Source organism: Mycobacterium sp. NTMscope_MAC_12, assembly GCF_976985675.1.
In genome coordinates this window covers 5,112,414-5,138,346 of record NZ_CDRJYY010000001.1, presented here as the reverse complement: position 1 = coordinate 5,138,346, position 25,933 = coordinate 5,112,414, and the positions used below count along the sequence as shown (strand labels likewise).

Here is a 25,933-nt window from a genome sequence, read left to right as displayed (position 1 = left end):
ACTCTGCTCGGGAAGGACAACGATGACCACCGAATCGGTTGCATCGCAGACATCACCATCCAAGACGCTCTCCAAGGACTCCACGAACGGGACCGCCACGGCCGACATCGCCGCCACGGTCGCCCGGCTCCGCCAGACCTTCGCCACCGGACGCACCCGCGACATCGACTGGCGCAAGACGCAGTTGCTGCAATTGGTGAAGCTGATGGAGGAGAACGAGGCCGCGCTGGCCGGCGCGCTCGCCGAAGACCTGGACCGCAGCCCCTTTGAGGCCTACATCGCCGACATCGCCACCACCGCCGGCGAGGCCAAGTACGCGGCCAAGCGGGTGCGCAAGTGGACGCGGCGCAAGTATCAACTGCTGGAACTGCCGCAGCTGCCCGGCCGCGGCTGGGTGGAATACGAGCCCTACGGCACCGTGCTGATCATCGGCGCCTGGAACTACCCCTTCTACCTCACGCTGGGTCCCGCCGTCGGAGCGATCGCCGCCGGGAACACCGTCATCCTCAAGCCGTCCGAGATCGCGGCCGCGTCCTCGCGCGTGATGGCCGAGCTGGTGCCCAAGTACCTCGACAACGACGCCATCGCCGTGATCGAGGGTGACGGCGCCACGAGCCAGGAGCTCATCGCCCAGGGCCTGGACCGGGTGATGTTCACCGGCGGCACCGAGATCGGCCGCAAGGTCTACGAGGGCGCGGCGCCGCACCTGACCCCCTGCACCCTCGAACTCGGTGGCAAGAGCCCGGTGATCGTCGCGGCCGACGCCGACGTGGACGTGGCGGCCAAGCGGATCGCCTGGATGAAGCTGCTCAACGCCGGACAGACCTGCGTCGCACCGGATTACGTGTTGGCCGACGCCGCGATTCGCGACGAACTGGTGAACAAGATCGGCGCCGCCATCACGAAGTTCACCGCCGACAAGCCGGACGGCATGCGGGTGATCAACCAGCGGCAGTTCGACCGGATCAGCGGCTACCTTTCCGGATCCGACGGCACGGTCACCGTCGGCGGGGCCTGCGACGCGTCGAAGCTGCGCATCCAGCCCGCCGTGGTGGTCGACCCCGACCCGGACGGTCCGCTGATGCAGAACGAGATCTTCGGCCCGGTGCTACCCGTGATCACCGTCCAAAACCTGGACGAGGCAATACATTTCGTGAACTCACGACCCAAGCCGCTGTCGGCGTACCTGTTCACCAAACGGCGCGAGACCCGCGAGCGGGTGATCAAGGAGGTGCCGGCCGGCGGCATGCTGGTCAACCACGTCGCCTTCCAGGTGTCGACGGCCAAGCTGCCCTTCGGTGGGGTCGGCGCATCGGGCATGGGCGCCTACCACGGCAAGTGGGGCTTCGACGAGTTCAGCCACCGCAAGGCGGTCTTGACCAAGCCCACCCGCCCCGACCTGTCGAGCTTCATCTACCCTCCATACACCGAGCGGGCCTTCAAGATGGCCCGCCGGATGTTCTGACCCGGCGTTCGCCGAACCAGTTGCCAGACAGAGTTTTTCACAGCAGAGAGGAACCTTATGCCCGGAGTGCAGGATCGCGTCGTCATCGTCACCGGAGCCGGTGGGGGACTGGGCCGTGAGTACGCCCTGACCCTCGCCAAGGAGGGCGCCAGCGTCGTGGTCAACGATCTCGGCGGCGCCCGCGACGGCACCGGCGCCGGCCACAACATGGCCGACGAGGTGGTCAAGGAGATCAAGGACGCCGGCGGCCGGGCGGTCGCCAACTACGACAGCGTCGCCGAATCCGAGGGCGCCGAGAACATGGTCAAGACCGCGCTCGACGAATTCGGCAAGGTCGACGGCGTGGTCAGCAACGCGGGCATTCTGCGCGACGGCACGTTCCACAAGATGTCCTTCGAAAACTGGGACGCCGTGCTCAAGGTGCACCTCTACGGCGGGTACAACATCATCCGCGCCGCGTGGCCGCACTTCCGCGAGCAGAGCTTCGGCCGGGTCGTCGTCGCCACCTCCACCAGCGGGCTGTTCGGAAACTTCGGCCAGGCCAACTACGGCGCGGCGAAGCTCGGGCTGGTCGGCCTGATCAACACGCTGGCCCAGGAGGGCGCCAAGTACAACATCAAGACCAACGCGGTCGCGCCGATCGCCGCTACCCGGATGACGCAGGACATCCTGCCGCCGGAGGTCTTCGAGAAGCTCACCCCGGAGTACGTCGCCCCGGTGGTGGCCTACTTGATGACCGAGGAGCTGACCGACACCGACTCGGTGTTCATCGTCGGCGGCGGCAAGGTCCAGCGCACCGCGCTGTTCCAGAACGACGGCATCACCTTCGACAGCGTGCCGTCGGTCGAGGACATCGCCGCCAAGTGGGGCCAGATCACCGACCTGTCCGCCGCCCAGCAGGCCAGCTTCAAGCTGGGCTGAGTCCGGCGTCCCCGAGTGGTCGGCGGGTCAGGCGAGCAGCGCTTCGCGCAGGCGCTCCACGTCTGACTCGCTGACGCTCGCGGCGCGCAAATAGGCGTCCAGCGACCCGAATTCCTCGTCGATGGTTTGGCGCGCGGCGGCCAGGTAGACCTCCCGGACCCCGAGCACGCCGTCGGACAGCCGGGCCTCGGTCCAGGTCACCACCTCCGGGGTCAGCTCGGTGTCCTGGCGCTGCGCGATCATCGCCGAGATCTGCGCCCGCAGCGCGGGCGCCGCGTCGTTGCTGCGCAGGAAGTCGGCCAGGATGGTGTCGCGGTCGATGCCGATCGCCTCGAGCACCGTCGCCACCACGAAGCCGGTGCGGTCCTTGCCGGCGAAGCAGTGCGTCAGCACCGAATGCCCGGCGGCCAGCAGCGTGATGACGCGGTGCAGCGCCCGCTGCGCGCCGTTGCGCGTGGGGAATTGCCGGTATTCGTCAATCATGTAGCGGGTGGCGGCGTCGTTGATCGACTGCTCCGATTCCTCGGCGCCCTCGCCGGTGAGCAGCCGCTGGAAGGCGTGTTCGTGCGGCGCCGCATCGTCGGTCCCGGCGTCCTGCTCGCCGAGATCGGGGAAGGGCAACAGGTGCACCTCGACGCCGTCGGGAACCAGCCCCGGCCCGCGCCGGGCGACCTCGCGGGCCGCCCGCAGGTCGGCGACGTCGGTGATGCCCAGCCGGCTCAGCGTCGCGCGGCCGTCGTCGTCGAGCCCGCTCAGTTCGCCGGAGCGGAACAGCCGCCCGGGGCGCAGCGCGGACGCCCCGTCGGCGACGTCACGAAAGTTCCACGCGCCCGACAGTTCTCGCAGCGCCTCAGTCATGCGCGGTGACCGCCGCGGCGAGCGCCGACTTCTCCCGGCCGAGCTCGGCGCGCGCGATGGTCCGCATGTGCACCTCGTCCGGGCCGTCGAAGATCCGCATGGCGCGGTGCCAGCCGTACAGGCGGGCCAGCACGGTGTCGTCGCTGACACCGGCCGCCCCGTGCACCTGGATGGCGCGGTCGATGACATCGCAGGCCACCTGCGGCGCCACCGCCTTGATCTGCGAGACCAGCAGATGCGCGGCCTTGTTGCCGTGCTGGTCGATGGTCCACGCCGCCTTCTCGCACAGCAGCCGTGCCTGATCGATTTCGTTGCGGGACTTCGCAATTGACTCCCGAACCACGCCCTGCTCGGCGAGCGGGCGGCCGAACGCCACACGCTTTTGGGCCCGATCGGACATCAGGGCCAGGGCGCGCTCGGCGCCGCCGAGCGCACGCATGCAGTGGTGGATGCGGCCCGGTCCCAGCCGGGCCTGGGCGATCGCGAAGCCGCCGCCCTCTTCGCCGAGCAGATTGGTGACGGGCACACGCACGTTGTCGTAAGTGATCTCGCAGTGGCCGTGCTGGTCCTGCCAGCCGAAGACCGGGGTGGAGCGCACCACCGTCACGCCCGGCGTGTCCATCGGCACCAGCACCATCGACTGCTGCTGGTGGCTGGCCGCTTCGGGGTTGGTGCGGCCCATGACGATCAGGATCTTGCAGCGCGGGTCGGCCGCGCCCGACGTCCACCACTTGCGGCCGTTGATCACGTAGTCGCCGCCGTCGCGCACGATCGAGGTCTCGATGTTGCGGGCGTCGCTGCTGGCGACCGCTGGCTCGGTCATGGAAAAGGCGCTGCGGATCTCGCCGGCCAGCAACGGCTCGAGCCACCGCTTGCGCTGTTCCTCGGTGGCGAACAGGTGCAGCGTCTCCATGTTGCCGGTGTCGGGCGCTGCGCAGTTGAGCGCCTCGGGGGCGATCTCCAGGCTCCAGCCGGTGATCTCGGCCAGCGGCGCGTATTCGAGGTTGGTCAGGCCCGACTCGGCCGGCAGGAACAGGTTCCACAGGCCCTGTTGCTTGGCCTTGATCTTGAGTTCCTCGATGACGGGCGGAACGGTGTGGTCGCCCGGGCCGGCTTCGTGACGGTACTTGTCGTAGTCGGCCTCGGCCGGGAACACATACTCGGTCATGAAATCGGTCAGCCGCTTGTGGTAGTCGCTGGCCTTGGCCGACATCGCGAAGTCCATGCCCGTCACGATAGGTCACGTGCTATTGGACAGCGCGAGCAGACGCAAAATCGCATGCTGCAGTGCGGATTAGTGCGATTCTGTGGCTGCTCGCGCAGGATAGGGTCGTGCAGGATAGGGCCGTGACCGAATCCCGTCCCCCGTTCCCGCCGTTCACGCGGGAGACCGCGATCGCGAAGGTGCAGGCGGCCGAGGATGCCTGGAACACCCGCGACCCGCAGGGCGTCAGCCTGGCCTACACGGTCGATTCGCGGTGGCGAAACCGCGGCGAACACATCGTGGGTCGCGACGAGATCGTCGCGTTCTTGACCCGCAAGTGGCAGCGCGAACTCGATTACGCGCTGCGCAAGGTCCTTTGGGACTTCCACGGCAACCGCATCGCGGTGCGCTTCCAATACGAATGCCACGACGACGCCGGCCAGTGGTATCGCAGCTACGGCAACGAGCTGTGGGAGTTCACCGAGACGGGACTGATGGCCCGCCGCGAAGCCAGCATCAACGACGTGGCGATCGACGAGTCGCAGCGGCGCTACTTCGGGCCCCGCCCGTCCTCCGAACGCGGCCACGACATCCCGCTCTGGTAGCCGTTGCGACGGGCGGGGCAACAACGACCCCTTGTGGCGTCACAACGGTGTGACCGCTACTGCATCGCGGTGGGACGGCGAACCATCGACCGGGAGTCGATCGCCCGCGGGCGGGGTATCCCGCGTCGGGTGGCCCAGAGCCGATCACCCATCCACGGTGAAACCTGGTTAAGGTAGCGAAGCGCGCGGCCGAGCCAGCGCCACGCCCATCGGCAGGAACAGTACGGACAGTACAGAAAAGTACGGGAAGTAGATGTACGCGCCATGACAAATGCGCAGACGACGGTAGGAGTGGTCTCCGAGTCCGGGGCCGACGAGCGGCGGGTCGCGCTGGTGCCCAAGGCGGTGGCGTCGCTGGTGGGCAGCGGCGTCGCGGTCGTCGTCGAGTCCGGCGCGGGCGAACGCGCGCTACTTCCCGACGCGCTCTACACCGAGGCCGGCGCCACCATCGGGGACGCGTGGGCCGCCGATGTCGTGGTCAAGGTCGCGCCGCCGACCGCGGACGAGGTCGGCAAGCTGCGCAGCGGGCAAACGCTGATCGGCTTCCTCGCGCCGCGCAACGCCGAGAACTCGATCGGGGCGCTGAAGGCGGCCGGTGTGCAGGCGTTCGCGCTGGAGGCCATCCCGCGGATCTCGCGGGCGCAGGCGATGGACGCGCTGTCGTCGCAGGGCAACGTGGCCGGCTACAAGGCCGTGCTGCTGGCGGCCTCGGAGTCGACCCGGTTCTTCCCGATGCTGACGACGGCGGCCGGGACGGTGAAGCCTGCCACCGTGCTGGTGCTCGGCGTCGGCGTGGCCGGGCTGCAGGCACTGGCGACGGCCAAGCGGCTCGGCGCGCGCACCACCGGCTACGACGTGCGGCCCGAGGTGGCCGACCAGGTGCGCTCGGTGGGCGCGCAATGGCTCGACATCGGGATCGACGCGGCCGGCGAGGGCGGATACGCCCGCGAGCTCACCGACGACGAGCGCGCGCAACAGCAGCAGGCCTTGGAGAAGGCCATCAGCGGTTTCGACGTCGTGATCACCACGGCGCTGGTCCCGGGCCGGCCGGCGCCGCGCCTGGTGACCGCCGCGGCCGTGGAGGCGATGAAGCCCGGCAGCGTCGTGGTGGACCTGGCCGGCGAGACCGGCGGCAACTGCGAGCTCACCGAACCCGGCAAGACGGTCGTCAAGCACGACGTCACGATCGCCTCGCCGCTGAACCTGCCGGCGACGATGCCCGAGCACGCCTCCGAGCTCTACAGCAAGAACATCACCGCGCTGCTGGACTTGCTGCTCACCGACGGAAAGCTGGCGCCGGACTTCGACGACGAGGTCATCGCGGACTCCTGTGTGACGCGGGACTGAGAGGACTACATGTACGACGAACTGTTGGCCAACGTGGCGATCCTGGTGCTGTCCGGGTTCGTCGGGTTCGCGGTCATCTCCAAGGTGCCCAACACGCTGCACACGCCGCTGATGTCGGGCACCAACGCCATTCACGGCATCGTGGTGCTGGGCGCGCTGGTGGTGTTCGGTTCGGTCGAGCACCCGTCGCTGGCGGTGCAGATCATCCTGTTCGTCGCCGTCGTGTTCGGCACCCTGAACGTCATCGGCGGGTTCATCGTCACCGACCGGATGCTGGGCATGTTCAAGGGCAAGAAGAAACCGGTACCCGCCGCGACTGAGGAGCCGGCCGCCAAATGAACTACGTGGTAATCGGCCTGTACATCATTTCTTTCGCCCTCTTCATCTACGGCCTGATGGGCCTGACCGGGCCCAAGACGGCGGTGCGGGGCAACCTGATCGCCGCGGTGGGTATGGCGATCGCGGTGGCGGCGACCCTGGTCAAGATCCGTCACACCGACCAATGGGTGCTGATCATCGCCGGTCTGGTGGTGGGCGTGGTGCTCGGTGTTCCGCCGGCGCGCTACACCAAGATGACGGCGATGCCGCAGCTGGTGGCGTTCTTCAACGGCGTCGGCGGTGGCACCGTCGCGCTGATCGCGCTCTCGGAATTCATTGAGACGACCGGGTTTTCGGCTTTCCAGCACGGTGAGTCGCCGACCGTGCACATCGTGGTGGCGTCGTTGTTCGCCGCGATCATCGGCTCGATCTCGTTCTGGGGATCGATCATCGCGTTCGGCAAGCTGCAGGAGATCATCTCGGGCTCACCGATCGGTTTCGGCCGCGCGCAGCAGCCCGTCAACCTGCTGCTGCTGGTCGCCGCGGTCGTCGCCGCGGTCGTGATCGGCGTGCACGCCCATCCCGGCACCGGCGGAGCATCGCTGTGGTGGATGATCGGGCTGCTCGCCGCGGCGGGCGTGCTCGGCCTGATGGTGGTGCTGCCCATCGGCGGTGCCGACATGCCGGTGGTCATCTCGCTGCTCAACGCGATGACGGGGCTGTCGGCCGCGGCCGCCGGTTTGGCGCTGAACAACACCGCGATGATCGTCGCGGGCATGATCGTCGGCGCCTCCGGCTCGATCCTGACCAACTTGATGGCCAAGGCCATGAACCGCTCGATCCCCGCGATCGTCGCCGGCGGCTTCGGCGGCGGCGGGGTGGCTCCCAGCGGCGACGGTGGGGGAGACAAGACCGTCAAGGCCACCTCGGCCGCGGACGCCGCGATCCAGATGGCCTACGCCAACCAGGTGATCGTGGTGCCCGGCTACGGCCTGGCCGTCGCGCAGGCGCAGCACGCGGTGAAGGACATGGCGGCCCTGCTGGAAGACAAGGGCGTGGAGGTCAAGTACGCCATCCACCCGGTCGCCGGCCGGATGCCCGGGCACATGAACGTGTTGCTGGCCGAGGCCGAGGTCGACTACGACGCCATGAAGGACATGGACGACATCAACGACGAGTTCGCGCGCACCGACGTCGCGATCGTCATCGGCGCCAACGACGTCACCAACCCGGCGGCCCGCAACGACGCGTCCAGCCCGATCTATGGCATGCCGATCCTCAACGTCGACAAGGCCAAGTCGGTGATCGTGCTGAAGCGGTCGATGAACTCCGGGTTCGCGGGCATCGACAACCCGCTGTTCTACGGCGAGGGCACCAGCATGCTGTTCGGCGACGCGAAGAAATCGGTGACCGAGGTCGCCGAGGAACTCAAGGCGCTGTAGCTCGGCGACGCCTGCGGCCTGGGTGCTCTAGACGGGCGGGTAGGCCGGCGGCGGGTATCCGTTGCCGTCGGTGACGCCGCGCAAACCCCAGGTGAGGTACCGCATGAAGAACTCGATCTCGTCGCTTCCGTCGTAATCCGGGCTCGGATCCATCGGTCCCACCTCTCGAATCTCGTTCGATGAGGAGTCTAGTCGCATGCCCGTCGACGTGACACCGGCGTTTTTGCTTAAACTGTCCAACCAGTTGATTGATAGTTATTCTTGGCCGAACCGGGCCTGGCCTGCCCGTACCGACGATAGTGAGAACAGATGCCCACCGACAGCGTCACACCCAATGGGCAAACGCGGCGCGAAGAGCTGCTGGCCGTCGCCACCAAGCTGTTCGCGGCGCGCGGCTATCACGGCACCCGGATGGACGACGTGGCCGACGTGATCGGCCTGAACAAGGCGACCGTCTATCACTATTACGCCAGCAAGTCGCTGATCCTGTTCGACATCTACCGCCAGGCCGCCGAGGGCACGCTGGCCGCCGTGCACGACGACCCGTCCTGGACGGCGCGCGAGGCGCTCTACCAGTACACCGTCCGGCTGCTGACCGGCATCGCCAGCGATCCCGAGCGCGCCGCGGTGTACTTCCAGGAGCAGCCCTACATCACCGAGTGGTTCACCAGCGAGCAGGTCGCCGAGGTGCGCGAGAAGGAAGCGCAGGTCTACCACCACGTGCACGGCCTGATCGACCGCGGGATCGCCAGCGGCGAGTTCTACCAGTGCGATTCGCACGTGCTGGCGCTGGGTTACATCGGGATGACGCTGGGCAGCTATCGCTGGCTGCGGCCCAGCGGACGGCGCTCCGCCAAGGAGATCGCGGCGGAGTTCAGCACGGCGCTGCTGCGCGGATTGATCCGCGACGAGGCGATCCGCACGACGTCGCCGCTGGGTCCTTAGGGCCGCGCGCCTTTCAGGTGCTTGTCGAGGAACGCGAGCTGGTCGGCGACCACACGCTCGAACGCGTCGTCGACGTAGATCGCGAAATGGCCCTCGGGATACAGCTTGACCTCGCCGCGGGGCGCTTTCGCCGCGTGGCGCAGTGTTGCCGCCGCGGGAGCCACCGAGTCGGCCTCGCAGACGCAGAACAGGATCGGGCAGGTGATCTTCGGCGTCAGGCGTCCCGGGCGATAGGTGAAGACCTGCAACGCGATTCGGGCGGCGACCTCATTGGGTAAGTCGACGCCGTCGGGCACCAGCCGCAGGTAGCCCGCGTACGCGTCGGGCGTGTTCATCAACGCGACCTCGCCGGGCGGGCCCGCCGTTGCGACCATCACCGGTGGCCTGCCCCGCTTGCTGGCGAGCACGTCGCGCACCGCCCGCGCGGTGATGCGCGCGGTGATCAACGGGTTGGAGATCGTGCGCGCCGACGCGAGGCCGTCGGTGAAGGGACACTGCGCGACGGCCGCGGCGATGCCCGGCAGCCGCGCCGCCGTGGCGATCACGTGACCGCCGCCGAAAGAGGTGCCCCACAACGCGATTCGGTCGGGGTCGACTCCCGGGACGGTGCGGGCGTAGTCGACGGCGGCGGCCCAGTCGGCGAGTTGCATGCCGACGTCGAGGACCTGACGGGGCCGGCCCCCGCTGTCGCCGAAATTGCGGTAGTCGAACACCAGGCAGGCGTAGCCGGCCGCGCTGAAGCGCTCGGCGTAGGCGTCCAGGCGCATGCTCCGCACGGCGCCCAGGCCGTGCGCCATCACCAGCAGCGGCGCCGGCCCGTCGCCTCGCGGCCGGTAGAGCCAGGCGCTGATCAGGTCGTCGCCGGACGGGAACCGAATGTCTTCGCGCTGTGTCATCAGGGATTGATTCTGCCCCCGCGGTCCAGGAGCGGTCCGCAGGTATGCGCGCCCAATTTAATGGACTAGTGTCTAGAAACGTTTTGGGCGCTCAACGGACGGAGACTGTCATGGCGATCCGCGTCGCGCACGTCGGCACCGGCAATGTCGGTGGGCTGGCCCTCGCCGAACTGATCACCAACCCGCAGTTCGAACTGACCGGGGTCTGCGTCTCCACCCCGGAAAAGGTGGGCAAGGACGCCGGGGAACTGTGCGGCGTCGGCCTGGACACAGGGGTGGTCACCGGTGTCGCCGCCGTGGATGACCTGGACGCCATCATCGCCGCCAAGCCCGAGTGCGTCGTCTACTGCGCGATGGGCGACACCCGGCTGCCCGAGGCGATGGCCGACGTCATGCGCATCCTGGCCGCCGGCATCAACGTCGTCGGGTCCTCGCCGGGCCTGCTGCAGTACCCGTGGGGCGTGATGCCCGACAAGTACATCGCCCGCGTGGAAGACGCTGCCAAGCAAGGCGATTCGAGCATCTTCATCAGCGGTGTCGACCCGGGATTCGCCAACGACCTGATCCCGTTCGCGCTCGCGGGCACCTGTCAGCGCATCGAGCAGGTGCGCTGCATGGAGATTCACGACTACGCGTCGTACAACGGGACCGAGGTCATGGACTACATGGGATTCGCCAAACCCATGGACGAGATCCCGATGCTGCTGCAGCCGGGCATCCTCAGCATCGCCTGGGGTACCGCCATCCGTCAGCTGGCGGCCGGGTTGGGCATCGAGGTCGACGAGATCACCGAGTCCTACCAGCGCGAGCCGGCGCCGGAGGACTTCGACATCGCGGTCGGCCACGTCGCGAAGGGGACCGTGGCCGTGCTGCAGTTCGAGATTCGCGGCATGGTCAAGGGCCACCCCGCCGTCGTCATCGAGCACGTCACCCGGCTGCGGCCGGACCTGCGCCCCGACCTGCCCCAGCCCGCCGCGGGCGACGGCTCGTACCGCGTCGAGATCACCGGCGAGCCCTCGTATGCGGTCGACATCATTCCGAGCAGCCGCAAGGGCGACCACAACCACGCCGCGATCGCCGGCGCGGCGGGTCGCGTCGTCAACGCCATCCCGGCGGTGATCGCGGCGCCGCCCGGCATCCGGACCACGCTCGATCTACCGCTGGTCACCGGAAAAGGCCTTTACGCACCAAGCACTTTGGTGACCACTTAATCGAAAGGAGACCCAGGTGGGTCGCGTTGACGGAAAAGTTGCACTGATCAGTGGCGCCGCCGGTGGGATGGGCGCCGAGGACGCGCGCCTGCTCGTCGAGGAGGGCGCCAAGGTTGTCATCGGCGACATCCTCGACGACCAGGGCAAGGCCTTGGCCGACGAGATCGGAGAATCCGCGCGCTACGTGCACCTCGACGTCACCCAGCCCGACCAGTGGGACGCCGCCGTCGCCACCGCGGTCGGCGAGTTCGGCAAGCTCAACGTGTTGGTCAACAACGCCGGGACCGTCGCGCTCGGCCCACTGAAGAGCTTCGATCTTGCCAAGTGGCAGAAGGTGATTGACGTCAACCTGACCGGGACGTTCCTGGGCATGCGGGTGGCCGTCGAGCCGATGATCGCGGCCGGGGGCGGCTCGATCATCAACGTGTCGTCCATCGAGGGCCTGCGCGGGGCACCCATGGTGCACCCCTATGTCGCGTCGAAGTGGGGCGTGCGCGGCTTGGCCAAGTCGGCGGCCCTGGAGCTGGCGCCGCACAACATCCGGGTCAACTCCGTGCACCCGGGGTTCATCCGCACCCCGATGACGAAGCACCTGCCCGACGACATGGTAACCATTCCGCTCGGGCGCCCGGGGGAGGTCCGGGAAGTCGCGACGTTCGTGCTGTTCCTGGCCAGCGACGAGTCGTCCTACTCCACCGGCAGCGAGTACGTGATGGACGGCGGCCTGGTCACCGACGTCAACCACAAGGACTTCTAGAGCGGGTGCTATAACCGCGAGCATGCTGCGCAGTCTGGCGAGCCTGGTCGGGCCGAGCCACGTCGTCACCGACCCCGACGTGCTGGCCGCGCGCAGCGTCGACCACACCGGCCGTTACCGCGGGCGGGCGAGCGCGCTGGTGCGGCCGGGCTCGGCCGAGCAGGTCGCCGAGGTGCTGCGGGTGTGCCGCGATGCCGGTGCGCATGTGACGGTGCAGGGCGGCCGGACCTCGCTGGTGGCCGGCACCGTCCCCGAGCACGACGACGTGTTGTTGTCCACCGAACGGCTGCACGCCGTCGGGGACGTCGACGCCGTCGAGAGCCGCATCGAGGTCGGCGCCGGGGCCACCCTGGCCGCCGTGCAGCAGGCCGCGGCCGGAGCCCGTCTGGTGTTCGGCGTGGACCTGTCCGCCCGCGACACCGCGACCGTCGGCGGCATGGCGTCGACCAACGCCGGCGGCCTGCGCACCGTCCGGTACGGCAACATGGGCGAGCAGGTCATCGGCGTGCAGGTCGCGCTGCCCGACGGCTCACTGCTGCGCCGGCATAGCCGGGTGCGCCGCGACAACACCGGCTACGACCTTCCGGCGCTGTTCGTGGGCGCCGAGGGCACGCTCGGCGTCATCACCTCGCTGGACCTGCGGCTGCACGCCATCCCCCCGCACCGGGTGACGGCCATCTGCGGGTTCGCCGACCTCGACGCGCTGGTGGCCGCCGGCCGCGTCTTCCGCGACGTGGACGGCATCGCGGCCCTCGAGTTGATCGACGGCCGGGCCGCCGCGCTGACCCGCGAGCACCGCGGCGTGGGTTCGCCGGTCACCGGGGACTGGCTGCTGCTGGTGGAGTTGGCCGCCGACCATGACCAGACCGAGCGCCTCGCCGGCCTGCTCGAGAACGTGCCCATGTGCGGCGAACCGGCGGTGGGCGTGGATCCTGCTGCGCAGCAACGGTTGTGGCAGGTGCGCGAATCACTCGCCGAGGTGCTCGGCGTGTACGGGCCGCCGCTGAAGTTCGACGTGTCGCTGCCGCTGTCGGCGATCGGCGAATTCGAAAGACACGCAGTCGATTTGGTGAATACCCACGCCCCCGAGGCGCTACCGGTGCTGTTCGGTCACATCGGCGAGGGCAACCTGCACCTCAACGTGTTGCGTTGCCCGGGCGAGCAAGAGCGGGTGCTGTACGAGCCGATGATGGACCTCATCGCGCGGTCCGGCGGCAACGTCAGCTCCGAGCACGGCGTCGGCACCCGCAAGCGGCCCTACCTCGCCATGTCACGCGAGCCCGCCGACATCGCCGCGATGCGCACCCTCAAGGCCGCGCTCGACCCGACCGGTTATCTGAACGCCGCGGTGCTGTTCGACTAGGGGCCGACCACCGCGAGACTGTCGTTACCGACGCCGTCACTCGGGAAACGCGTTGCCACTTACAGTTTCGCGAGGCTAGGACGAACCCTTGATCCCGACCGCGTGGCGCAGCTGCGCCAGAAACTGGTCGGCGTCGTCGCTGCGCACGATGTAGTGCGAGATCGCAATCCGGATCACCGTCGCCGCCTTCACCGCGGAGTTGGGTCCGGGTAGGTGCCGTTGCAGGCCCTCGCGCATCTGCGGGATGACCCAGGAGAACTGGGCGATGGTGTGCTCGGGTTCGACGTCGACCATGCGCACGCCGGAGTACGAATGCTGGTATTCGACGATGAATCGCAGCACGGCGTCGAGCTTGTCCACGCCCTTCAGGCCCGCGGTGGCCTTGACCAGGCCGCTTTCGAAGATCTGTCGCTCGTAGGCCGAAAACGCCGACAGCAACTCCTCTTTGGACGCGAACCAGCGGTACAGCGTCGGGCGGGAGACGCCCGCCTGGGTGGCCACGTCGGACAGGCTCAGCTTGGTTTTGCCGTTGCGGCCGAGCACCTCGGCGGTGGCTGCCAGGATTCGCTGGCGGGTCGAGGTGTCAGTGTCGGCGATCGTCGTCGTCCGGACCGGCTGGCTCATGATTTCGCCTCCACGTTAGGCCCGAGGCGGGCGCCGGCGCACCAGCACCGACTGCTGGATGGCGCCGACCGCGCCCTGTTCGTCGAACAATGTGCCGATCGTCGTTCCGATCCCGTCCGGCCCGTAACTGGTTTCCGCCCTGATCCCGATCCAATCACCGTCGGGGACACGAAACACGTGGACGGCCAGATCGGTGTTGAGGAATGTCCACTTGGTGATGTCCAGCTTGCTGCCGATGCCGTTGGCGCAGTCGGCGACCGCGAACAGCCGTTCCAGCTGGGTCATGGACTCGCCGTTGACCAGGTCGACGGTCGGGTTGATCCACGATTCGCCGGGGCCTTCGCTCAGCGGCTCGGTCAGCCACAGCCACTGCAGGCTGTGCACGTAGTTGCGGTCCCAGTCCTTGGCCTTGAGGTTGCGGTCGTGGGCCTCGGCTCTCGGTCGGGGTGGGGGAGCCGCCGCGTGCGTCAGTTCTTGGGTGTCCTGGTGCTGCAACCGCCAGCCGCTGGCGCGCGCCACCGGCCGCGGGGCGCCGTCGGGGCCCGGGGCCAGCATCTCGGCGCTGACGAGTTCGATCTGCTTGCCGGGACGCTGCACCTGCGAGCGGACCCACAGGTCGCCCTCGGCCGGCACCCCGCCCAGCAGGTCGATGACGACCCGGGACAGGCGGGTGTCGTCGCGCTGCTCGCAGCGTTCCAGCGCCCGCACCAGCAGCCCCGACACTGGACCGCCGTGCTGGATCGCCGCCGACCAGGTGCCGCGCGCCAGGTCGGTCGCCCGGAACTTCTCGCCCGGCGCGTCGGCCGGGTCGATCAGCTCGTAGTAGGCGTCGGTCATCGTCAACCTCTTCGGGGTGTCAGGGCAGGCCGGCGCCGGGAGTGGGCACCGTGACGGCGTCCAGCCGCGAAAGCCGGGTGCCGACCAGGCGCTGGGGATAGGCGTCGGTGCTCGACAGCAGGAACAGGGTGCGGCGCTGCGGGCCGCCGAGCGCGCAGGCGATGGCGACGCGATCCCCCATGTCGATGCGGTCGGTCACGTCGCCGCCGGCCACGATGCGTTCGAACTGATGGGCCAGCGTCATCGACGCCCACACGCCGCCCTCGGCGTCCAGCGCGATGCCGTCGGGTGGCCCGTCCAGGCCGTCGGCGAAGATCCGCCGGTCGGTCAGCCCTCCTGGGTCGTCGGGGCCACCGAGGGAAAACGCGCTCAGCCGCCGGCCCGTCGATTCGGCGACGATCAGCGTCTTGCGGTCCGGGGTGATCGCCATTCCGTTGGGGAAGTCGAGGTCCGAGGCGACGACGGTGGCGCTGTCGTCGGGGTCGAGGCGGATGATGACGCCTTCGTGGCGCGCCTGGCATCCGATGTAGGCGCGGCCCACGTCGTCGATGACCATGTCGCCGAGGCTGGCCGGCGCCACATCGGAGAGATCGGCGATGGTGACGACGGTTTCGCCGTCATAGCGCAGCACCCGCCGGTCCTCGGTCGAGGCGATCAGCAGCGAGCCGTCGGGACGGAAACCCAGGCCCGACGGCGAGTGCCCGGGCAGGGGCAGCGTGGTCAGCGAGCCCCCCATGGTCGAGGTGTGGACCGCTTCGCCTAGCATGTCGGAGAACCACAGCAGGCCCTCGAACCAGCGCGGCCCCTCGCCGAAGCAGAACCCGTTGGCCAGCGGCTCGGGGATCATCCGCTCATGCCTTTGGCCGACCTTCCGCTTTACAAAACACCGAAAAAGTGTCACGCACCGCGGGTGCCGGTGTCAATCTGCCGATCGGGCGAGTTCGGTTGCGACGGCCTCGTGGTAGGCGTCGATCTTCGCCGGGTTGGCCTGGAGGAAGAGCTGATCGGGCAGGGGCGCATGCTTGTACGCCTCGATCGTCATGGTCCGGGAGAACAGCGTGACGTCCTGGCCGGGCCGGGTGAAGTGGTACGACACGGTGATCCGGCCCTCCATCCCGCCGTTCCCGTCGCGGTCGTGGCCCAGGCGGCCGATCGAGGTGAACACGAACAGGCTCGGCCGCACGGCGGCGGCCAGCTGCCAGGTGAAGATCCGGTCGCCGTCGGGTCCCGCTTCCTCCCAGGTGTCACCCACCTTCAGCGGAAGCTCCGGCAATTTCCCGATGTGCGCGCTGCCGGGGTAGGTCCTCGTCCAGTTCCGCGGGTCGGTGACGAAGTCGTACACGGTCTCGGCGGACTGCGTGAACGCGGTCTCCGACGTGGTGGTCACGATGCCCAATGGCGTTGCCTCCCTGTGCTTTCCGTTGGCGGGCCAATCCGCCGGGCCGCGGTCTTGTTAGCCAAGCTTTACAAATCCTACTCAAAGTGTCACGCTGAGCCCTGAGCTGCAAGCGCGAGAGGTGGAGCGGATTTGACGAAAGCTTCCGAGGAATCTCAGCAGACCGAGTGGACGGTGCAAGGCCTGCTGGATCTGTTTGACGTGCAGGCCGACGGGCAGGATCGGTTCACCGGCGAGACCGGCATCGCCGTCGGCGACGAACGCCAAGTGGTGGAGGGCACCCAGGTGCTCGCCCAGGCGATTGTCGCCGCGGCCAAACGATTCCCGGACAAGTCGGTGCGCTCGGCGCACGCGGTGTTCTCCCGCGCCGTGACCGTCGGCCCGCCGATCGAGCTGATCCTCGACGTCGTCGCCGAGGGCCGGTCCACCGCCACCGCCGTCGTCGCCGTGCACCAGAACGGCCGGCGCTGCCTGAGCATCACGGTGCTGGCCGACGTCCCGACCGCCGATGTCATCCGTCACCACCTGCCGCGCCCCGACGTGGCCGCGCCGGCCGACGCCAACCCCTCCCCGATGCCGATGGTCGGCCGCGAGCTGCGCCTGGTTGACGTCGTCGACGTCAACAGCCCCGACGAGGTCGGCCCGCCGGAGCTCTACGCGTGGCTGCACTACGACCCCATCCCGCAGCGCGACGACCTGGCCAAGGCGCTGCTGGCGTACTTCACCGGCCACCTGGGGATCTCCACCACCATGCGCGCGCACGAAGGCATCGGCACCGCGCAGGCGCACCTGACCGTGTCGACCGCGCCGATGAGCATCTCGGTCGCCTTCCACGAGCCGGTGCGCTGGAGCGGGTGGCTGCTCTACACCCACGAGAGCACCCAGGTCGGCGCGGGCATGTCCTACGTGCGCGGCGCCGTGCACGCCGAGGAGGGGGAGCTGCTGGCGTCGTTTTCCCAGGAGGCGCTGATCCGCCCGCTGCGGACCAGCGACACCGCGATCGATTCCCGCGCCCGCTTCTGACGGCTGGAAAGTCAGATGCGCTTCACCATCACCCACCCGATGCACAGCCATCCCTACAACCCGGAATTGGTGAGTGGGGACGGCATCGGCAAGGTGGCCGCGGCCACCGAGGCGGCCGGCATCCACGGATTCGGCTTCACCGACCACCCCGCGCCGTCACAGCGGTGGCTCGACGCGGGCGGGCATGACGCGCTAGACCCTTTCGTCGCACTGGGTTTCGCCGCCGCCACCACGTCGACCCTGCGGCTGATCCCCAACATCGTGGTGCTGCCCTACCGAAACCCGTTCGTGGTGGCCAAGTCCGGCGCCACCCTCGACCTGCTGTCCGGCGGTCGATTCACGCTCGCGGTGGGCGTGGGCTACCTCAAGCGTGAGTTCGCGGCGCTGGGCGTCAGCTACGACGAGCGCGCCGAGCTGTTCGAGGAGGCGCTGCAGGTGATCCGGGCCGTCTGGACCGGAGACGACATCTCCTTCGAGGGAAAGCATTTCAGCGCCCGCGGCATCACCGCGCATCCCCGGCCCGTCAGCAGCCCCCACCCGCCGATCTGGATCGGCGGCAACACCACCGCATCGCGCCAGCGGGTGGCGCAGTACGGCGACGGCTGGTGCCCGTTTCCCGCCCCGCCCCAGTTGGCGCAGACCGCGGGCACGGCCACCATCGACTCGGTGCAGAAACTCACCGAGGGTATCGAGGACCTGCGGCGTAGATGCGATGCGGCGGGCCGGGATTGGTCGGCGATCGACATCACGTTCACCAACTTCGAGGGTGGCAGTCCCGCCGACGACGCGTTCAACGCCGACGCGTACCTGGACGGCCTGGACGAGCTGGCGAAGCTGGGGGTGACCTGGGTCAGCGTGCACCTGCCCGGCGACAGCATGACGCACGCGCTCGAGACCCTGGACCGTTTCCGCACCCTCGTGATCGACGCGGCCTGAATGGACTTCTCCCGCGTAGCGCTCTCGCCCGAGGACCAGGATTTCTACGATCGGTTCCGGGGGTTCATCGCCGAACACGTCACCGACGAGGTACGGCGGCGCGATCGTGAGACCGGTGAGAACTTCAGTGAGCCGGTCCATTTGGCGCTGAGCGAAGCGGGTTATCTCGCATCCGACTGGAAGCTGGAGTCCGAAGGCGGCTTCAATCCGGTGCGCCGCCGGATCTTCCACCTCGAGATCGGTCGCGCCCACGCCCCGTGGTTCCACTGGGGCACCACGGCGGTCGTCGCGCGGTTGGTGCAGCGGTTCGGCGCACCCGAACTCGTTGATGCGGTGCTGCCGGGCGTGCTGTCCGGTGAGATCCGGCTGTGCCTGGGCTACACCGAGCCCGAGGGCGGCTCCGACGTCGCCACCTGCAAGACCCGCGCGGTGCGCGACGGTGACGCGTGGATCATCAACGGCTCCAAGATGTTCACCTCGAACGCGCAGAACGCCAAGTACGTCTTCCTGCTCACCAACACCGACCCGCAGGGCCCGAAACACAAGAACCTGACCATGTTTCTGGTGCCGCTGGATTCGCAGGGCATCGAAATCCAGGGCATCCGCACCATCGACGGCGACCGCACCAACATCGTGTACTACAGCGACGTGCGGGTCGACGACCTCTACCGGATCGGCGAGGTCAACGCCGGCTGGACGGTGATGCGCTTCGCCCTCGACGCCGAGCATGGCATCACCGATATCGAAGACCATGGCCTGCAGAACATTTCGATGCTCTCCGAGCACGGCCACCTGATGGCCGAGGCGGCCGACGGGGTCGCGGCCATCCTGGCCACACCCGACGCGAGTGGGCGGCGCCCGATCGACGACGAGGCGACGAAATACCGGCTCGGGCGCGCCATGGCCCGCATCGAGGCGGCCATGTCGACTCCCGGAATGTACGGGCGGGTCGGGCTCATCCAGACCATGCGCGAGGTCTCCCAGGAATTGATGGACTTGCTCGGGACCGCATCGGCATTGCCGACCGACACAACGGGTTCCGCCGATAATGGTGCCATCGAGTTCATCTTCCGGCACGGCGTGCCGGCCGGGATCTACGGCGGCACCATGGAGGTGTTCCGCAACATGATCGCCCAGCATGAGCTGGGGCTCGGGCGTCCCAGTTACGGCCGCTGATCGTGCCGCGAGACTGCAACCACCGACGGTGGCACCCGGGAAACGCGTTGCCAGTTACAGTCTCGCGAGACCGGGCGGGCTACCGCGGGAGCTCGGCCAGCACGTCGGCGCGGGCGTGGTCGAAGCTGAGAAATCCCTTGATCGGCAGGCTTTCCGGCGGCGGGTCCGGATAACACCAGGCGACGTCCTCGACGACATTCTCGCCCGAGACGAACGACCAATACGTCGCAAAGCCTTTGTAGTTGCAGTAACTCGACGTCTCGGATTGCCGCAGCAGATCCGTCCGCACGTGTGCGGGGTCGACATACAACCTCGGCTCGAGCGCGGTCTCGAAGAGGATCATCGTGTCGTCCGTGTCGACCAGCGTGGTCGCGCCGACGCGGACGCGCAGGCGTCGTTGCGTCGCACGGCAGTCCACGCGGTGATAGGGATTGGGCGGGTAGTGGACGAGTTTGCGCCCCTCCTCGAACCACGCGTCGACCGCGTCCCAGGGAACCTGAACGAAGCCCGGTGCCTCCGGCTCCGGCTCACTCGGCAGGTCACCGACCTCGTCGGCCGCGAAGACGTAGCCCAGTGGGCGCCCCCGCCGGTGCACCAGCAGCGCCCGCTCGGTGTCGATCACCAGCCGCCCGTCCTTGACCGCCTGGACGCGCCGCGGATGCGGCTCGACGTACACGATCCCTTCAGGCCCGTCCGGTATCGCCGGCGAGAAGCGCCCCGCCGGATCGCTGCTGAGCGGACCGCGCCCGGCCACCAGAGTCATCTGTTCCTCCCGGTTGCAACGAATCGTGTACTCCCGCGTAGGCCATTGTGGTGCACACCGGCTTCGCTGCGACAGCCCCGGTTAGCGTATGCGCCCGATGGGAGTCGACCGGGTGAGAGTCAGGATCTGACCGGATCTTCGTGTGCGAGCAGCGCCGCGTACTGCTGCTCGAGCTGCTTGGCGACGCCCCCCTGCCAGCTTTGTGCCAACGAACGTGACATCGGGTCGGGAAAGATCTCGTCGTCGCCGTTCTCCAGCCCGTCGAAGATGCCTTGCGCCACGGATTGCGTTGAGGCCTTGGGGATGTCGAGGCCTCGGGTCATGTCGGTGTCGACGGGTCCGGTCAGCACCGCATGAACCCGCACGCCCCGCCCGGCCAAGATGACACGCAGCGATTGCGTGAGGGAGAACGCGGCAGCCTTGGAGATCGAGTAGGCCGGGATCAGCGGCAGCGGCGCCAGGGCGTTCACCGACAGATTGTTGACGATCGATCCCGCGGATCGGGTCAACATCGGCAGGAAAGCCTGAATCACGTCGTACGTTCCGAGCAGATTCACCGCGAGATGCGTTCGGAGTGCGGAGGCGGCGCTGAGGTCGTCGTAAACCGCCAGGCCGGCATTGTTGATCAGGACATCGAGGGAGTCGACCCCTTCCACGGCGCGTCGAATCTGCGCGGGGTCGGTGATGTCCAGGGCCAGCGGTGTCACGCGGGAATCGTCGTTGTCGGCCAACGCCTTCCGGGTGCCGACATACACCCGTCGCGCCCCACGGTGCAAGGCCTCGGTGACGAGCGCGCTGCCGATGCCTCGATTGCCCCCGGTGATCAGCACCGCCCTGCCTGAGATTGTGACCACGATGCTCTCCTTTCGTTGAACGGTGTCGTATTGGGCGGGCTTGCCGCGGCCCGTCGTTGCGCGATGCCCGCAGGTATTCCGATACGAGGGCCGGCCCAGAATCATCGATGGGCAGATCACGACGGCGAACCGGCTGACCCGGTGGCAACGGGCGGCGGGAGCAGGGAGTAGGAACGTAGCCATGGCGGGACCGGTGGAAGGCGTCAAGGTCGTCGAGCTCGGGGTGTGGGTGGCCGGACCGGCCGCCGGCGGCATCCTGGCGGACTGGGGCGCCGACGTGATCAAGATCGAACCGCCGACGGGTGATCCGGCGCGCACGTTCGGCCGCATGCTCGGCTGCGACATAGGCCTCAACCCGCCGTTCGAAATGGACAACCGCTCCAAGCGCAGCGTGGTCCTCGATCTCGGCACCGACGCGGGCCGCGCCACCGCGTTCGAATTGCTCGCCGGCGCAGACGTTTTCCTGACCAACGTGCGACCCGGCGCGCTGCAACGCCTGGGGCTGGACTTCGAGCCGGTGTCGGCGGCCAATCCCCGCCTGGTCTACGGGCTCATCACCGGATACGGCGACAACGGGCCGGACGCCGATCGCGCCGCCTTCGACGTGGCCGCGTTCTGGGCCCGGGCCGGGGTCGCCCACCTGCTCACCCGGCCCGGCGAGACGCCCCCGTTTCAGCGCGGCGGGATGGGGGACCACTCCGCCGGGATGACGATGGCCGCGGCCGTGTGCGCGGCACTGCTGGCGCGCGAACGCACCGGGGCGGGCCAATTGGTGACCACCTCGCTGTACCGGCAGGGCGCCTACACCGTGAGCTTCGACCTGAACACCTATCTGATGAGCGGCCAGCCGATCGCGATCGGGCAACGCGAATCGATGGGCAACCCGTGCATGAACAACTACGCCGCCCAAGACGGGCGGCGGTTTTGGATCGTCGGCCTGGAGGCCGAGCGGCACTGGCCGGCGCTGTGCCGTGCCGTGGGTCGGCCCGAATGGCGCGACGACCCGCGGTTCGCCGATGCCCGCTCCCGCGCGGTCAACTCGGCGGCGCTGATCGTCGCGCTGGACGAGATTTTTGCGACGCGCCCCCTCGACGAATGGGCGCAGGTCTTCGCCGGCGAACCGGATTTCTTCTGGTCACCGGTCAACACGCTCGAGGACGTCGTGGCCGACGAGCAGTTCCACGCCGCGGGCGGCATCGTCGACGTGCCCGACGGGGACGCGGCCGTGCCGATGGTGGCCACGCCGGCGGATTTTCACGGCACCCCCTGGGCGCCGCGTTCTGCGGCACCAGAACTCGGGCAGCACACCGAGGAAGTCCTGGCCGACCTCGAGGCGCGCCGCGGTTCGTGACGGCCCGCCGGGACCTTTACAAATTTCGCCAGAAGTGTCACGCTGTGCGGTGAGTCGCTTCACCCGACGCGTGAAGCGGCTCCAGCCCTTGAGAAAGCCCATGACAAGCGCGTGAGGCCCGCCAACGGAGTCGTTGGGGCCGTGTGAGGAATGGATCGATGGTCGCTCCAACGTTCGAGATCAGCAAGAGCAGCGCCGGGGAAGCACCCCACCCCAACGGTGAGGGCCTGCGCTATCGACTGGACGTGGTCGCCGCCAGCGCCGTCGACGTCGTGCAATCGGCCGGGGGTTGGCTCTACGACCGGGCGATGGCCGGCTGGGAGGTGACCGTGCTCCTCCCGCAGGGCCGCGACACCCGAGCGCTGCGGATCCTGGGGGTGCGGGTATCGGACCTCGAGTCATCCCTGGCCGCCCTGGGGTCGGGCTCGACCAGCCTCGCCGTCAGCGCCGACGCGTTCACCGCCGACGCGCGGGTGCGCGACGCGGTCCTCGAATCGCTGGACAACCGGCTGACGGAGGTCGCCCTGTGGGGCGACGGGTGGCCGCTGGGAGTGCATCGTGCGACGACCCGCGCCCAGCACCTGCTCAGCGGGGCGGCGCGCACGTTCAAAGGCTATGCGCTTGCGGCGGCGGGCATTTCGGACGCCACGGTCGCGCCCACCGAGACGCTGCTGTGCGACGTGGGTTCGGGGGCCGACTCCGACCTGATCCGGCTCGACTAGGCCCATGAAGAAGTACTACAAACACGCGTTGCTCTACCTGCACGAGACGATCTCGCTGGGATCCGGGCGAAGCGACCGGTTCACCGACATCTTCGCCGACACTTACCAGCCGATGATGGAACAACTCGGCGCCCGGCTGTTCGCGATCTGGGAATCCACCCCGTACAACGGCCACTGGCCGCAGGTGACGGTCATCTGGGAGATCGACGGGTTCGCCGACTACGCCAGGATCGGCGCCGCGCAGGCCCGCGGCGGCAGTCACGAGGCGGCCGCCGGCAAATGGTCGGCGTTCCTGGCCGACCTCGGCGCCTCGGGCGAGGGCCGCATCATGTACGCCGGACCCAGCAACCGGACGCTCGCCCAGCTGCGTGAGGCCAATTTCACTGCGCCGCTGGTGATTCAGGAGATCATGCAGACCAAGCCGGGCCGCCAGGACGACTACATCCGGGAGCTGGAGCGGCTCTACGTGCCGTGGTCGGAACGCACCGGAAAACGCTGGCTCGGCTCGTTCACCACGACCTTCCGCTTCAACGAGGTCATCCACTACTGGGCGCTGGACGGGGGATGGGACTGCTTCGCCGAGCACTACCCCTCGTGGAAGGAGAGCCCACCCGCCGAGATCGTCACCTGGATGAGCGTGGCCCCGGCGTTGCGGGACGGCTGGGAAGATTCCATCCTGCAGGCCCTACCGCCCTCGCCGCTGCAGTGACCGAGCGCCAAGGACCGATGAACGACACCGACTTCAGCTACGACCCCTTCGACGCCGCGGTGATGGCAAACCCGTTGCCCTACTACCGAATCCTGCGCGACCACCACCCGGTGTACTACATGCCGCAGTGGGACACCTTCGCGCTGTCGCGTTTCGAGGACATCTGGAAAGTTTTGGAAGTCAACAACGGCACGTTCGTCGCCTCGGAGGGCACGCTGCCGGCGGCATCGGTTCTGGCGCAACACAACTCCGGACCGGTCGACGACCCGCCGCTGCACCCGCTGCCGTTCCACGCCATGTTCGACGCCGACCTGTACGGCGAGATCCGGCGCACGCACTCCCGGCCGTTTCGGCCGCGTTCGGTCACCGACCTCGAGGGCAGGATCCGGGAGCTGGCCAACGAACGCCTCGACCTGCTGCTGCCGCGCGGCTCGTTCGACCTGACCCAGGACTACGGCGGTGTCGTGGTCGCCGCCATTGTCTGCGAACTGCTGGGCATTCCCACCGATCTCGCGCCGCAAGTCCTCGCCGCGGTCAACGCCGGCAGCCTCGCCCAGCCCGGCGTCGGCGTGGACACCGGGCAGGCGCGCCCGAACTACTTCGAATTCCTGCTCCCCGCGGTCGCCCGCCGCCGCGCCGACCAGTCCGGGCCGCCGCTCGACGTGGTCGACGGCCTGCTCGGCTATCACCTGCCCGACGGCAGCGCGCTCGACGACATGGAAGTCGCCACCCAGATGCTGTGCATCTTCATCGGGGGCACCGAGACGGTGCCCAAGATCGTCGCCCACGGGCTGTGGGAGCTCACCCAACGCCCCGACCAGCTGGTCGCCGTCCGCGCCGATCCCGCAAGCAACGTGCCCGTCGCGCGTGAGGAGATGATCCGGTACTGCGCGCCGGCGCAGTGGTTCGCGCGAACGGCGCGCAAGCCCTTCGACATTCACGGTCGGACGATCAGCCCCGGCCAGCGCGTCATCACCCTGCTCGCCTCGGCCAGCCGCGACGAGCGGGAGTACCCCGAGCCCGACGAATTCATCTGGGACCGGCCCATCCGCCGCTCGCTGGCGTTCGGCCGTGGCCAGCACTTCTGCATCGGATACCACCTGGCGAGGCTGGAAATGGCTGTGCTGCTGCAGGAATGGCTGCGCCGGGTGCCCGACTACGCGATCCGAGCCGAAGCCGCCACCCGGTTGCCGTCCAGCTTCCAATGGGGTTGGAACAACATCCCGGTGGAGGTCTGACGTGTGGTCCTACCGGCTCATCGCCCCGTACCAGTTCGAGCGGACGACGATCGCGGACCCCACGCCCGAGTCCCTGACCGACGGGCAGGTGCTGCTGCGGTTTCTGGCCGCGGGCGTCTGCGGCAGCGACCTGCCCGCGTTCCGCGGTGCCAAAGGCCGGATCCCGGGCGACGACGGCCGCAGCGGACCCGAGAAGGACGGCTTCCCCATCCACGAGGTGGCCGGCGAGGTGATCGCCAGCCGGCACCCCGCGCACCGTCCCCGGGACCTCGTCGTCGGCTGGGCGTCCGGGTTCGACGGCATGATGGAACGCATCGTGAGCAACGGCGACGGGCTGGCGCCCTACGACCCGGCGCTGACGCCGGCGCAGGCCATCGGCCTGCAACCGTTGGCCTGCGTGCTCTACGCCTGCGAGCAGCTCGGCGATCTGGCCGGCCGACACGTCGCGATCATCGGCCAGGGATCGATCGGCCTGCTGTTCTCCTACGTCGCCAAGGCGGTCGGTGCGCGGCACGTCACCGGGGTCGACCCGATCGATCGCCGTGATGTGGCACGGGCATTCGGCGTCGACGACCCGGTGCGCGCCACCAGCGATCGCTGGGCGAGCCAGCTCGAGCCCGGGGACCGCGCCGACGTCGTCATCGAGGCGGTCGGCCACCAGGTCGCCACCCTCACGCACGCCATCGACGCCACCGCCCCCGGCGGCACCGTCTTCTATTTCGGCGTCGCCGACGACGACATGTATCCGATCAGCATGCGGGCCATGCTGCGCAACAACCTCACGCTGAAATCCGGTGTGACGCTTGACCGGCGGCGGATGCTGGAGCTCGCGAGCAAGTTCACCGCCGAGCACCCCTGGCTGCTCGGCGCCTACCTCACCCACACCTTCGGCATCGACGAGGTGCAGGACGCGTTCGAGCTGGCCTGCCGACCGGTCGCCGACCGCATCAAGATCGCGATCGCCGGGTGAGG

At 68.5% G+C, this 25,933-nt stretch carries 28 protein-coding genes; 18 read left to right on the top strand and 10 right to left on the bottom strand.

Annotated features, from left to right (window positions below; all coding sequences use genetic code 11):
* Window positions 1-22 precede the first annotated feature (22 nt).
* Together AC0KS4_RS23860 and AC0KS4_RS23855 are read left to right on the top strand one after the other, a co-directional pair.
* Window positions 23-1,465: an aldehyde dehydrogenase family protein gene (locus tag AC0KS4_RS23860; RefSeq protein ID WP_238957143.1), complete on the top strand. Its 1,443-nt coding sequence runs from the start codon at window positions 23-25 to the stop codon at window positions 1,463-1,465.
* A 57-nt stretch (window positions 1,466-1,522) separates the two neighbouring features.
* A complete protein-coding gene (locus AC0KS4_RS23855) occupies window positions 1,523-2,386 on the top strand; it encodes an SDR family oxidoreductase (protein WP_225327233.1) in 864 nt (287 codons plus the stop codon).
* A 27-nt stretch (window positions 2,387-2,413) separates the two neighbouring features.
* Here the strand turns inward: AC0KS4_RS23855 and AC0KS4_RS23850 are convergent, their stop codons facing one another.
* Both AC0KS4_RS23850 and AC0KS4_RS23845 read right to left on the bottom strand, forming a co-directional pair.
* The gene (locus AC0KS4_RS23850; RefSeq protein ID WP_238957142.1) at window positions 2,414-3,244 is read right to left on the bottom strand and encodes a tyrosine-protein phosphatase; all 831 of its coding nucleotides are present in this window, start codon (window positions 3,242-3,244) and stop codon (window positions 2,414-2,416) included.
* The gene (locus AC0KS4_RS23845) at window positions 3,237-4,457 is read right to left on the bottom strand and encodes an acyl-CoA dehydrogenase family protein (RefSeq protein ID WP_238957416.1); all 1,221 of its coding nucleotides are present in this window, start codon (window positions 4,455-4,457) and stop codon (window positions 3,237-3,239) included. The genes AC0KS4_RS23850 and AC0KS4_RS23845 overlap by 8 nt, the downstream gene beginning before the upstream one ends.
* A gap of 134 nt (window positions 4,458-4,591) precedes the next feature.
* On the opposite strand from AC0KS4_RS23845, the gene AC0KS4_RS23840 reads away from it, so the two are divergent.
* The 4 genes from AC0KS4_RS23840 to AC0KS4_RS23825 all read left to right on the top strand — a co-directional run bounded on the left by AC0KS4_RS23840 (window position 4,592) and on the right by AC0KS4_RS23825 (window position 8,160).
* Entirely contained in the window at window positions 4,592-5,053 is a 462-nt protein-coding gene (locus AC0KS4_RS23840) for a nuclear transport factor 2 family protein (RefSeq protein WP_225327231.1), read from the top strand.
* Window positions 5,054-5,317: 264 nt separating this feature from the next.
* Window positions 5,318-6,400: a Re/Si-specific NAD(P)(+) transhydrogenase subunit alpha gene (locus AC0KS4_RS23835; protein WP_238957141.1), complete on the top strand. Its 1,083-nt coding sequence runs from the start codon at window positions 5,318-5,320 to the stop codon at window positions 6,398-6,400.
* A 9-nt stretch (window positions 6,401-6,409) separates the two neighbouring features.
* Window positions 6,410-6,739 (top strand): NAD(P) transhydrogenase subunit alpha part 2, encoded by a 330-nt coding sequence (locus AC0KS4_RS23830; protein WP_225327229.1) that lies wholly within the window; start codon window positions 6,410-6,412, stop codon window positions 6,737-6,739.
* Window positions 6,736-8,160: an NAD(P)(+) transhydrogenase (Re/Si-specific) subunit beta gene (locus tag AC0KS4_RS23825; protein WP_238957140.1), complete on the top strand. Its 1,425-nt coding sequence runs from the start codon at window positions 6,736-6,738 to the stop codon at window positions 8,158-8,160. The genes AC0KS4_RS23830 and AC0KS4_RS23825 overlap by 4 nt, the downstream gene beginning before the upstream one ends.
* 27 nt (window positions 8,161-8,187) lie before the next feature.
* Here AC0KS4_RS23825 and AC0KS4_RS23820 read toward each other — a convergent pair whose 3' ends face one another.
* Window positions 8,188-8,313, bottom strand: coding sequence for a hypothetical protein (locus AC0KS4_RS23820; protein WP_003874194.1), 126 nt, complete (start codon window positions 8,311-8,313; stop codon window positions 8,188-8,190).
* A 156-nt stretch (window positions 8,314-8,469) separates the two neighbouring features.
* On the opposite strand from AC0KS4_RS23820, the gene AC0KS4_RS23815 reads away from it, so the two are divergent.
* Window positions 8,470-9,105, top strand: a complete 636-nt coding sequence (locus AC0KS4_RS23815) for a TetR/AcrR family transcriptional regulator (RefSeq protein WP_008262031.1) — start codon at window positions 8,470-8,472, stop codon at window positions 9,103-9,105.
* Here the strand turns inward: AC0KS4_RS23815 and AC0KS4_RS23810 are convergent.
* Window positions 9,102-10,001 carry an alpha/beta hydrolase gene (locus tag AC0KS4_RS23810; protein WP_238957139.1) on the bottom strand — a complete coding sequence of 300 codons (900 nt, stop codon included), beginning with the start codon at window positions 9,999-10,001 and terminating at the stop codon, window positions 9,102-9,104. The two genes, AC0KS4_RS23815 and AC0KS4_RS23810, sit on opposite strands and share 4 nt — an antisense overlap.
* 110 nt (window positions 10,002-10,111) lie before the next feature.
* Here AC0KS4_RS23810 and AC0KS4_RS23805 point away from each other — a divergent pair, with 110 nt between their 5' ends.
* The 3 genes from AC0KS4_RS23805 to AC0KS4_RS23795 are packed head-to-tail and all read left to right on the top strand — an operon-like array spanning window position 10,112 to window position 13,332.
* Window positions 10,112-11,212, top strand: coding sequence for an NAD(P)H-dependent amine dehydrogenase family protein (locus AC0KS4_RS23805; RefSeq protein WP_238957138.1), 1,101 nt, complete (start codon window positions 10,112-10,114; stop codon window positions 11,210-11,212).
* A gap of 16 nt (window positions 11,213-11,228) precedes the next feature.
* On the top strand, window positions 11,229-11,969 hold the full coding sequence (locus tag AC0KS4_RS23800; RefSeq protein ID WP_238957137.1) for a glucose 1-dehydrogenase: 741 nt from the start codon (window positions 11,229-11,231) through the stop codon (window positions 11,967-11,969).
* 22 nt (window positions 11,970-11,991) lie between these two features.
* The gene (locus AC0KS4_RS23795; RefSeq protein WP_238957136.1) at window positions 11,992-13,332 is read left to right on the top strand and encodes an FAD-binding oxidoreductase; all 1,341 of its coding nucleotides are present in this window, start codon (window positions 11,992-11,994) and stop codon (window positions 13,330-13,332) included.
* 75 nt (window positions 13,333-13,407) lie between these two features.
* Here AC0KS4_RS23795 and AC0KS4_RS23790 read toward each other — a convergent pair whose 3' ends face one another.
* The 4 genes from AC0KS4_RS23790 to AC0KS4_RS23775 all read right to left on the bottom strand — a co-directional run bounded on the left by AC0KS4_RS23790 (window position 13,408) and on the right by AC0KS4_RS23775 (window position 16,189).
* On the bottom strand, window positions 13,408-13,956 hold the full coding sequence (locus tag AC0KS4_RS23790) for a TetR/AcrR family transcriptional regulator (RefSeq protein WP_225327223.1): 549 nt from the start codon (window positions 13,954-13,956) through the stop codon (window positions 13,408-13,410).
* A 15-nt stretch (window positions 13,957-13,971) separates the two neighbouring features.
* The gene (locus tag AC0KS4_RS23785) at window positions 13,972-14,793 is read right to left on the bottom strand and encodes a thioesterase family protein (protein ID WP_225327222.1); all 822 of its coding nucleotides are present in this window, start codon (window positions 14,791-14,793) and stop codon (window positions 13,972-13,974) included.
* A gap of 19 nt (window positions 14,794-14,812) precedes the next feature.
* Window positions 14,813-15,640: an SMP-30/gluconolactonase/LRE family protein gene (locus AC0KS4_RS23780; protein ID WP_225327221.1), complete on the bottom strand. Its 828-nt coding sequence runs from the start codon at window positions 15,638-15,640 to the stop codon at window positions 14,813-14,815.
* A 72-nt stretch (window positions 15,641-15,712) separates the two neighbouring features.
* Entirely contained in the window at window positions 15,713-16,189 is a 477-nt protein-coding gene (locus tag AC0KS4_RS23775) for an SRPBCC family protein (RefSeq protein WP_225327220.1), read from the bottom strand.
* 132 nt (window positions 16,190-16,321) lie between these two features.
* Here AC0KS4_RS23775 and AC0KS4_RS23770 point away from each other — a divergent pair, with 132 nt between their 5' ends.
* From AC0KS4_RS23770 to AC0KS4_RS23760, 3 genes are read left to right on the top strand one after another with little or no spacing between them, the layout of a single operon-like run.
* Window positions 16,322-17,212: an acyl-CoA thioesterase gene (locus AC0KS4_RS23770; protein WP_225327219.1), complete on the top strand. Its 891-nt coding sequence runs from the start codon at window positions 16,322-16,324 to the stop codon at window positions 17,210-17,212.
* A 15-nt stretch (window positions 17,213-17,227) separates the two neighbouring features.
* Entirely contained in the window at window positions 17,228-18,148 is a 921-nt protein-coding gene (locus tag AC0KS4_RS23765) for an LLM class F420-dependent oxidoreductase (RefSeq protein ID WP_225327218.1), read from the top strand.
* A complete protein-coding gene (locus AC0KS4_RS23760; RefSeq protein WP_225327217.1) occupies window positions 18,149-19,324 on the top strand; it encodes an acyl-CoA dehydrogenase family protein in 1,176 nt (391 codons plus the stop codon).
* Window positions 19,325-19,403: 79 nt separating this feature from the next.
* On the opposite strand, the gene AC0KS4_RS23755 is transcribed toward AC0KS4_RS23760, so the two are convergent.
* A complete protein-coding gene (locus AC0KS4_RS23755; RefSeq protein ID WP_225327216.1) occupies window positions 19,404-20,087 on the bottom strand; it encodes a DUF427 domain-containing protein in 684 nt (227 codons plus the stop codon).
* 119 nt (window positions 20,088-20,206) lie between these two features.
* Window positions 20,207-20,941: an SDR family NAD(P)-dependent oxidoreductase gene (locus AC0KS4_RS23750; RefSeq protein ID WP_238957135.1), complete on the bottom strand. Its 735-nt coding sequence runs from the start codon at window positions 20,939-20,941 to the stop codon at window positions 20,207-20,209.
* Window positions 20,942-21,122: 181 nt separating this feature from the next.
* On the opposite strand from AC0KS4_RS23750, the gene AC0KS4_RS23745 reads away from it, so the two are divergent.
* From AC0KS4_RS23745 to AC0KS4_RS23725, 5 genes are all read left to right on the top strand, one after another.
* Window positions 21,123-22,292, top strand: a complete 1,170-nt coding sequence (locus AC0KS4_RS23745) for a CaiB/BaiF CoA transferase family protein (protein ID WP_225327214.1) — start codon at window positions 21,123-21,125, stop codon at window positions 22,290-22,292.
* Window positions 22,293-22,450: 158 nt separating this feature from the next.
* Window positions 22,451-23,014, top strand: coding sequence for a hypothetical protein (locus AC0KS4_RS23740; RefSeq protein ID WP_225327213.1), 564 nt, complete (start codon window positions 22,451-22,453; stop codon window positions 23,012-23,014).
* A gap of 4 nt (window positions 23,015-23,018) precedes the next feature.
* Window positions 23,019-23,723, top strand: a complete 705-nt coding sequence (locus AC0KS4_RS23735) for an NIPSNAP family protein (RefSeq protein ID WP_225327212.1) — start codon at window positions 23,019-23,021, stop codon at window positions 23,721-23,723.
* A gap of 17 nt (window positions 23,724-23,740) precedes the next feature.
* The gene (locus AC0KS4_RS23730) at window positions 23,741-24,961 is read left to right on the top strand and encodes a cytochrome P450 (RefSeq protein ID WP_225327211.1); all 1,221 of its coding nucleotides are present in this window, start codon (window positions 23,741-23,743) and stop codon (window positions 24,959-24,961) included.
* 1 nt (window position 24,962) lies between these two features.
* Window positions 24,963-25,931, top strand: a complete 969-nt coding sequence (locus AC0KS4_RS23725; RefSeq protein WP_238957134.1) for a zinc-binding dehydrogenase — start codon at window positions 24,963-24,965, stop codon at window positions 25,929-25,931.
* Window positions 25,932-25,933 lie beyond the last annotated feature (2 nt).

Excerpts from the sequence above, each read along its gene's own strand:
- AC0KS4_RS23845 (WP_238957416.1), bottom strand. The coding sequence starts at position 4,457 with ATGTCGGCCAAGGCCAGCGACTACCACAAGCGGCTGACCGATTTCATG.
- AC0KS4_RS23790 (WP_225327223.1), bottom strand. The coding sequence starts at position 13,956 with ATGAGCCAGCCGGTCCGGACGACGACGATCGCCGACACTGACACCTCG.
- AC0KS4_RS23860 (WP_238957143.1), top strand. The coding sequence starts at position 23 with ATGACCACCGAATCGGTTGCATCGCAGACATCACCATCCAAGACGCTC.
- AC0KS4_RS23795 (WP_238957136.1), top strand. The coding sequence starts at position 11,992 with ATGCTGCGCAGTCTGGCGAGCCTGGTCGGGCCGAGCCACGTCGTCACC.
- AC0KS4_RS23745 (WP_225327214.1), top strand. The coding sequence starts at position 21,123 with ATGGCGGGACCGGTGGAAGGCGTCAAGGTCGTCGAGCTCGGGGTGTGG.
- AC0KS4_RS23835 (WP_238957141.1), top strand. The coding sequence starts at position 5,318 with ATGACAAATGCGCAGACGACGGTAGGAGTGGTCTCCGAGTCCGGGGCC.
- AC0KS4_RS23830 (WP_225327229.1), top strand. The coding sequence starts at position 6,410 with ATGTACGACGAACTGTTGGCCAACGTGGCGATCCTGGTGCTGTCCGGG.
- AC0KS4_RS23820 (WP_003874194.1), bottom strand. The coding sequence starts at position 8,313 with ATGGATCCGAGCCCGGATTACGACGGAAGCGACGAGATCGAGTTCTTC.
- AC0KS4_RS23765 (WP_225327218.1), top strand. The coding sequence starts at position 17,228 with ATGCGCTTCACCATCACCCACCCGATGCACAGCCATCCCTACAACCCG.
- AC0KS4_RS23855 (WP_225327233.1), top strand. The coding sequence starts at position 1,523 with ATGCCCGGAGTGCAGGATCGCGTCGTCATCGTCACCGGAGCCGGTGGG.
- AC0KS4_RS23735 (WP_225327212.1), top strand. The coding sequence starts at position 23,019 with ATGAAGAAGTACTACAAACACGCGTTGCTCTACCTGCACGAGACGATC.
- AC0KS4_RS23730 (WP_225327211.1), top strand. The coding sequence starts at position 23,741 with ATGAACGACACCGACTTCAGCTACGACCCCTTCGACGCCGCGGTGATG.
- AC0KS4_RS23850 (WP_238957142.1), bottom strand. The coding sequence starts at position 3,244 with ATGACTGAGGCGCTGCGAGAACTGTCGGGCGCGTGGAACTTTCGTGAC.
- AC0KS4_RS23780 (WP_225327221.1), bottom strand. The coding sequence starts at position 15,640 with ATGATCCCCGAGCCGCTGGCCAACGGGTTCTGCTTCGGCGAGGGGCCG.
- AC0KS4_RS23755 (WP_225327216.1), bottom strand. The coding sequence starts at position 20,087 with ATGACTCTGGTGGCCGGGCGCGGTCCGCTCAGCAGCGATCCGGCGGGG.
- AC0KS4_RS23810 (WP_238957139.1), bottom strand. The coding sequence starts at position 10,001 with ATGACACAGCGCGAAGACATTCGGTTCCCGTCCGGCGACGACCTGATC.
- AC0KS4_RS23805 (WP_238957138.1), top strand. The coding sequence starts at position 10,112 with ATGGCGATCCGCGTCGCGCACGTCGGCACCGGCAATGTCGGTGGGCTG.
- AC0KS4_RS23785 (WP_225327222.1), bottom strand. The coding sequence starts at position 14,793 with ATGACCGACGCCTACTACGAGCTGATCGACCCGGCCGACGCGCCGGGC.
- AC0KS4_RS23825 (WP_238957140.1), top strand. The coding sequence starts at position 6,736 with ATGAACTACGTGGTAATCGGCCTGTACATCATTTCTTTCGCCCTCTTC.
- AC0KS4_RS23815 (WP_008262031.1), top strand. The coding sequence starts at position 8,470 with ATGCCCACCGACAGCGTCACACCCAATGGGCAAACGCGGCGCGAAGAG.
- AC0KS4_RS23740 (WP_225327213.1), top strand. The coding sequence starts at position 22,451 with ATGGTCGCTCCAACGTTCGAGATCAGCAAGAGCAGCGCCGGGGAAGCA.
- AC0KS4_RS23760 (WP_225327217.1), top strand. The coding sequence starts at position 18,149 with ATGGACTTCTCCCGCGTAGCGCTCTCGCCCGAGGACCAGGATTTCTAC.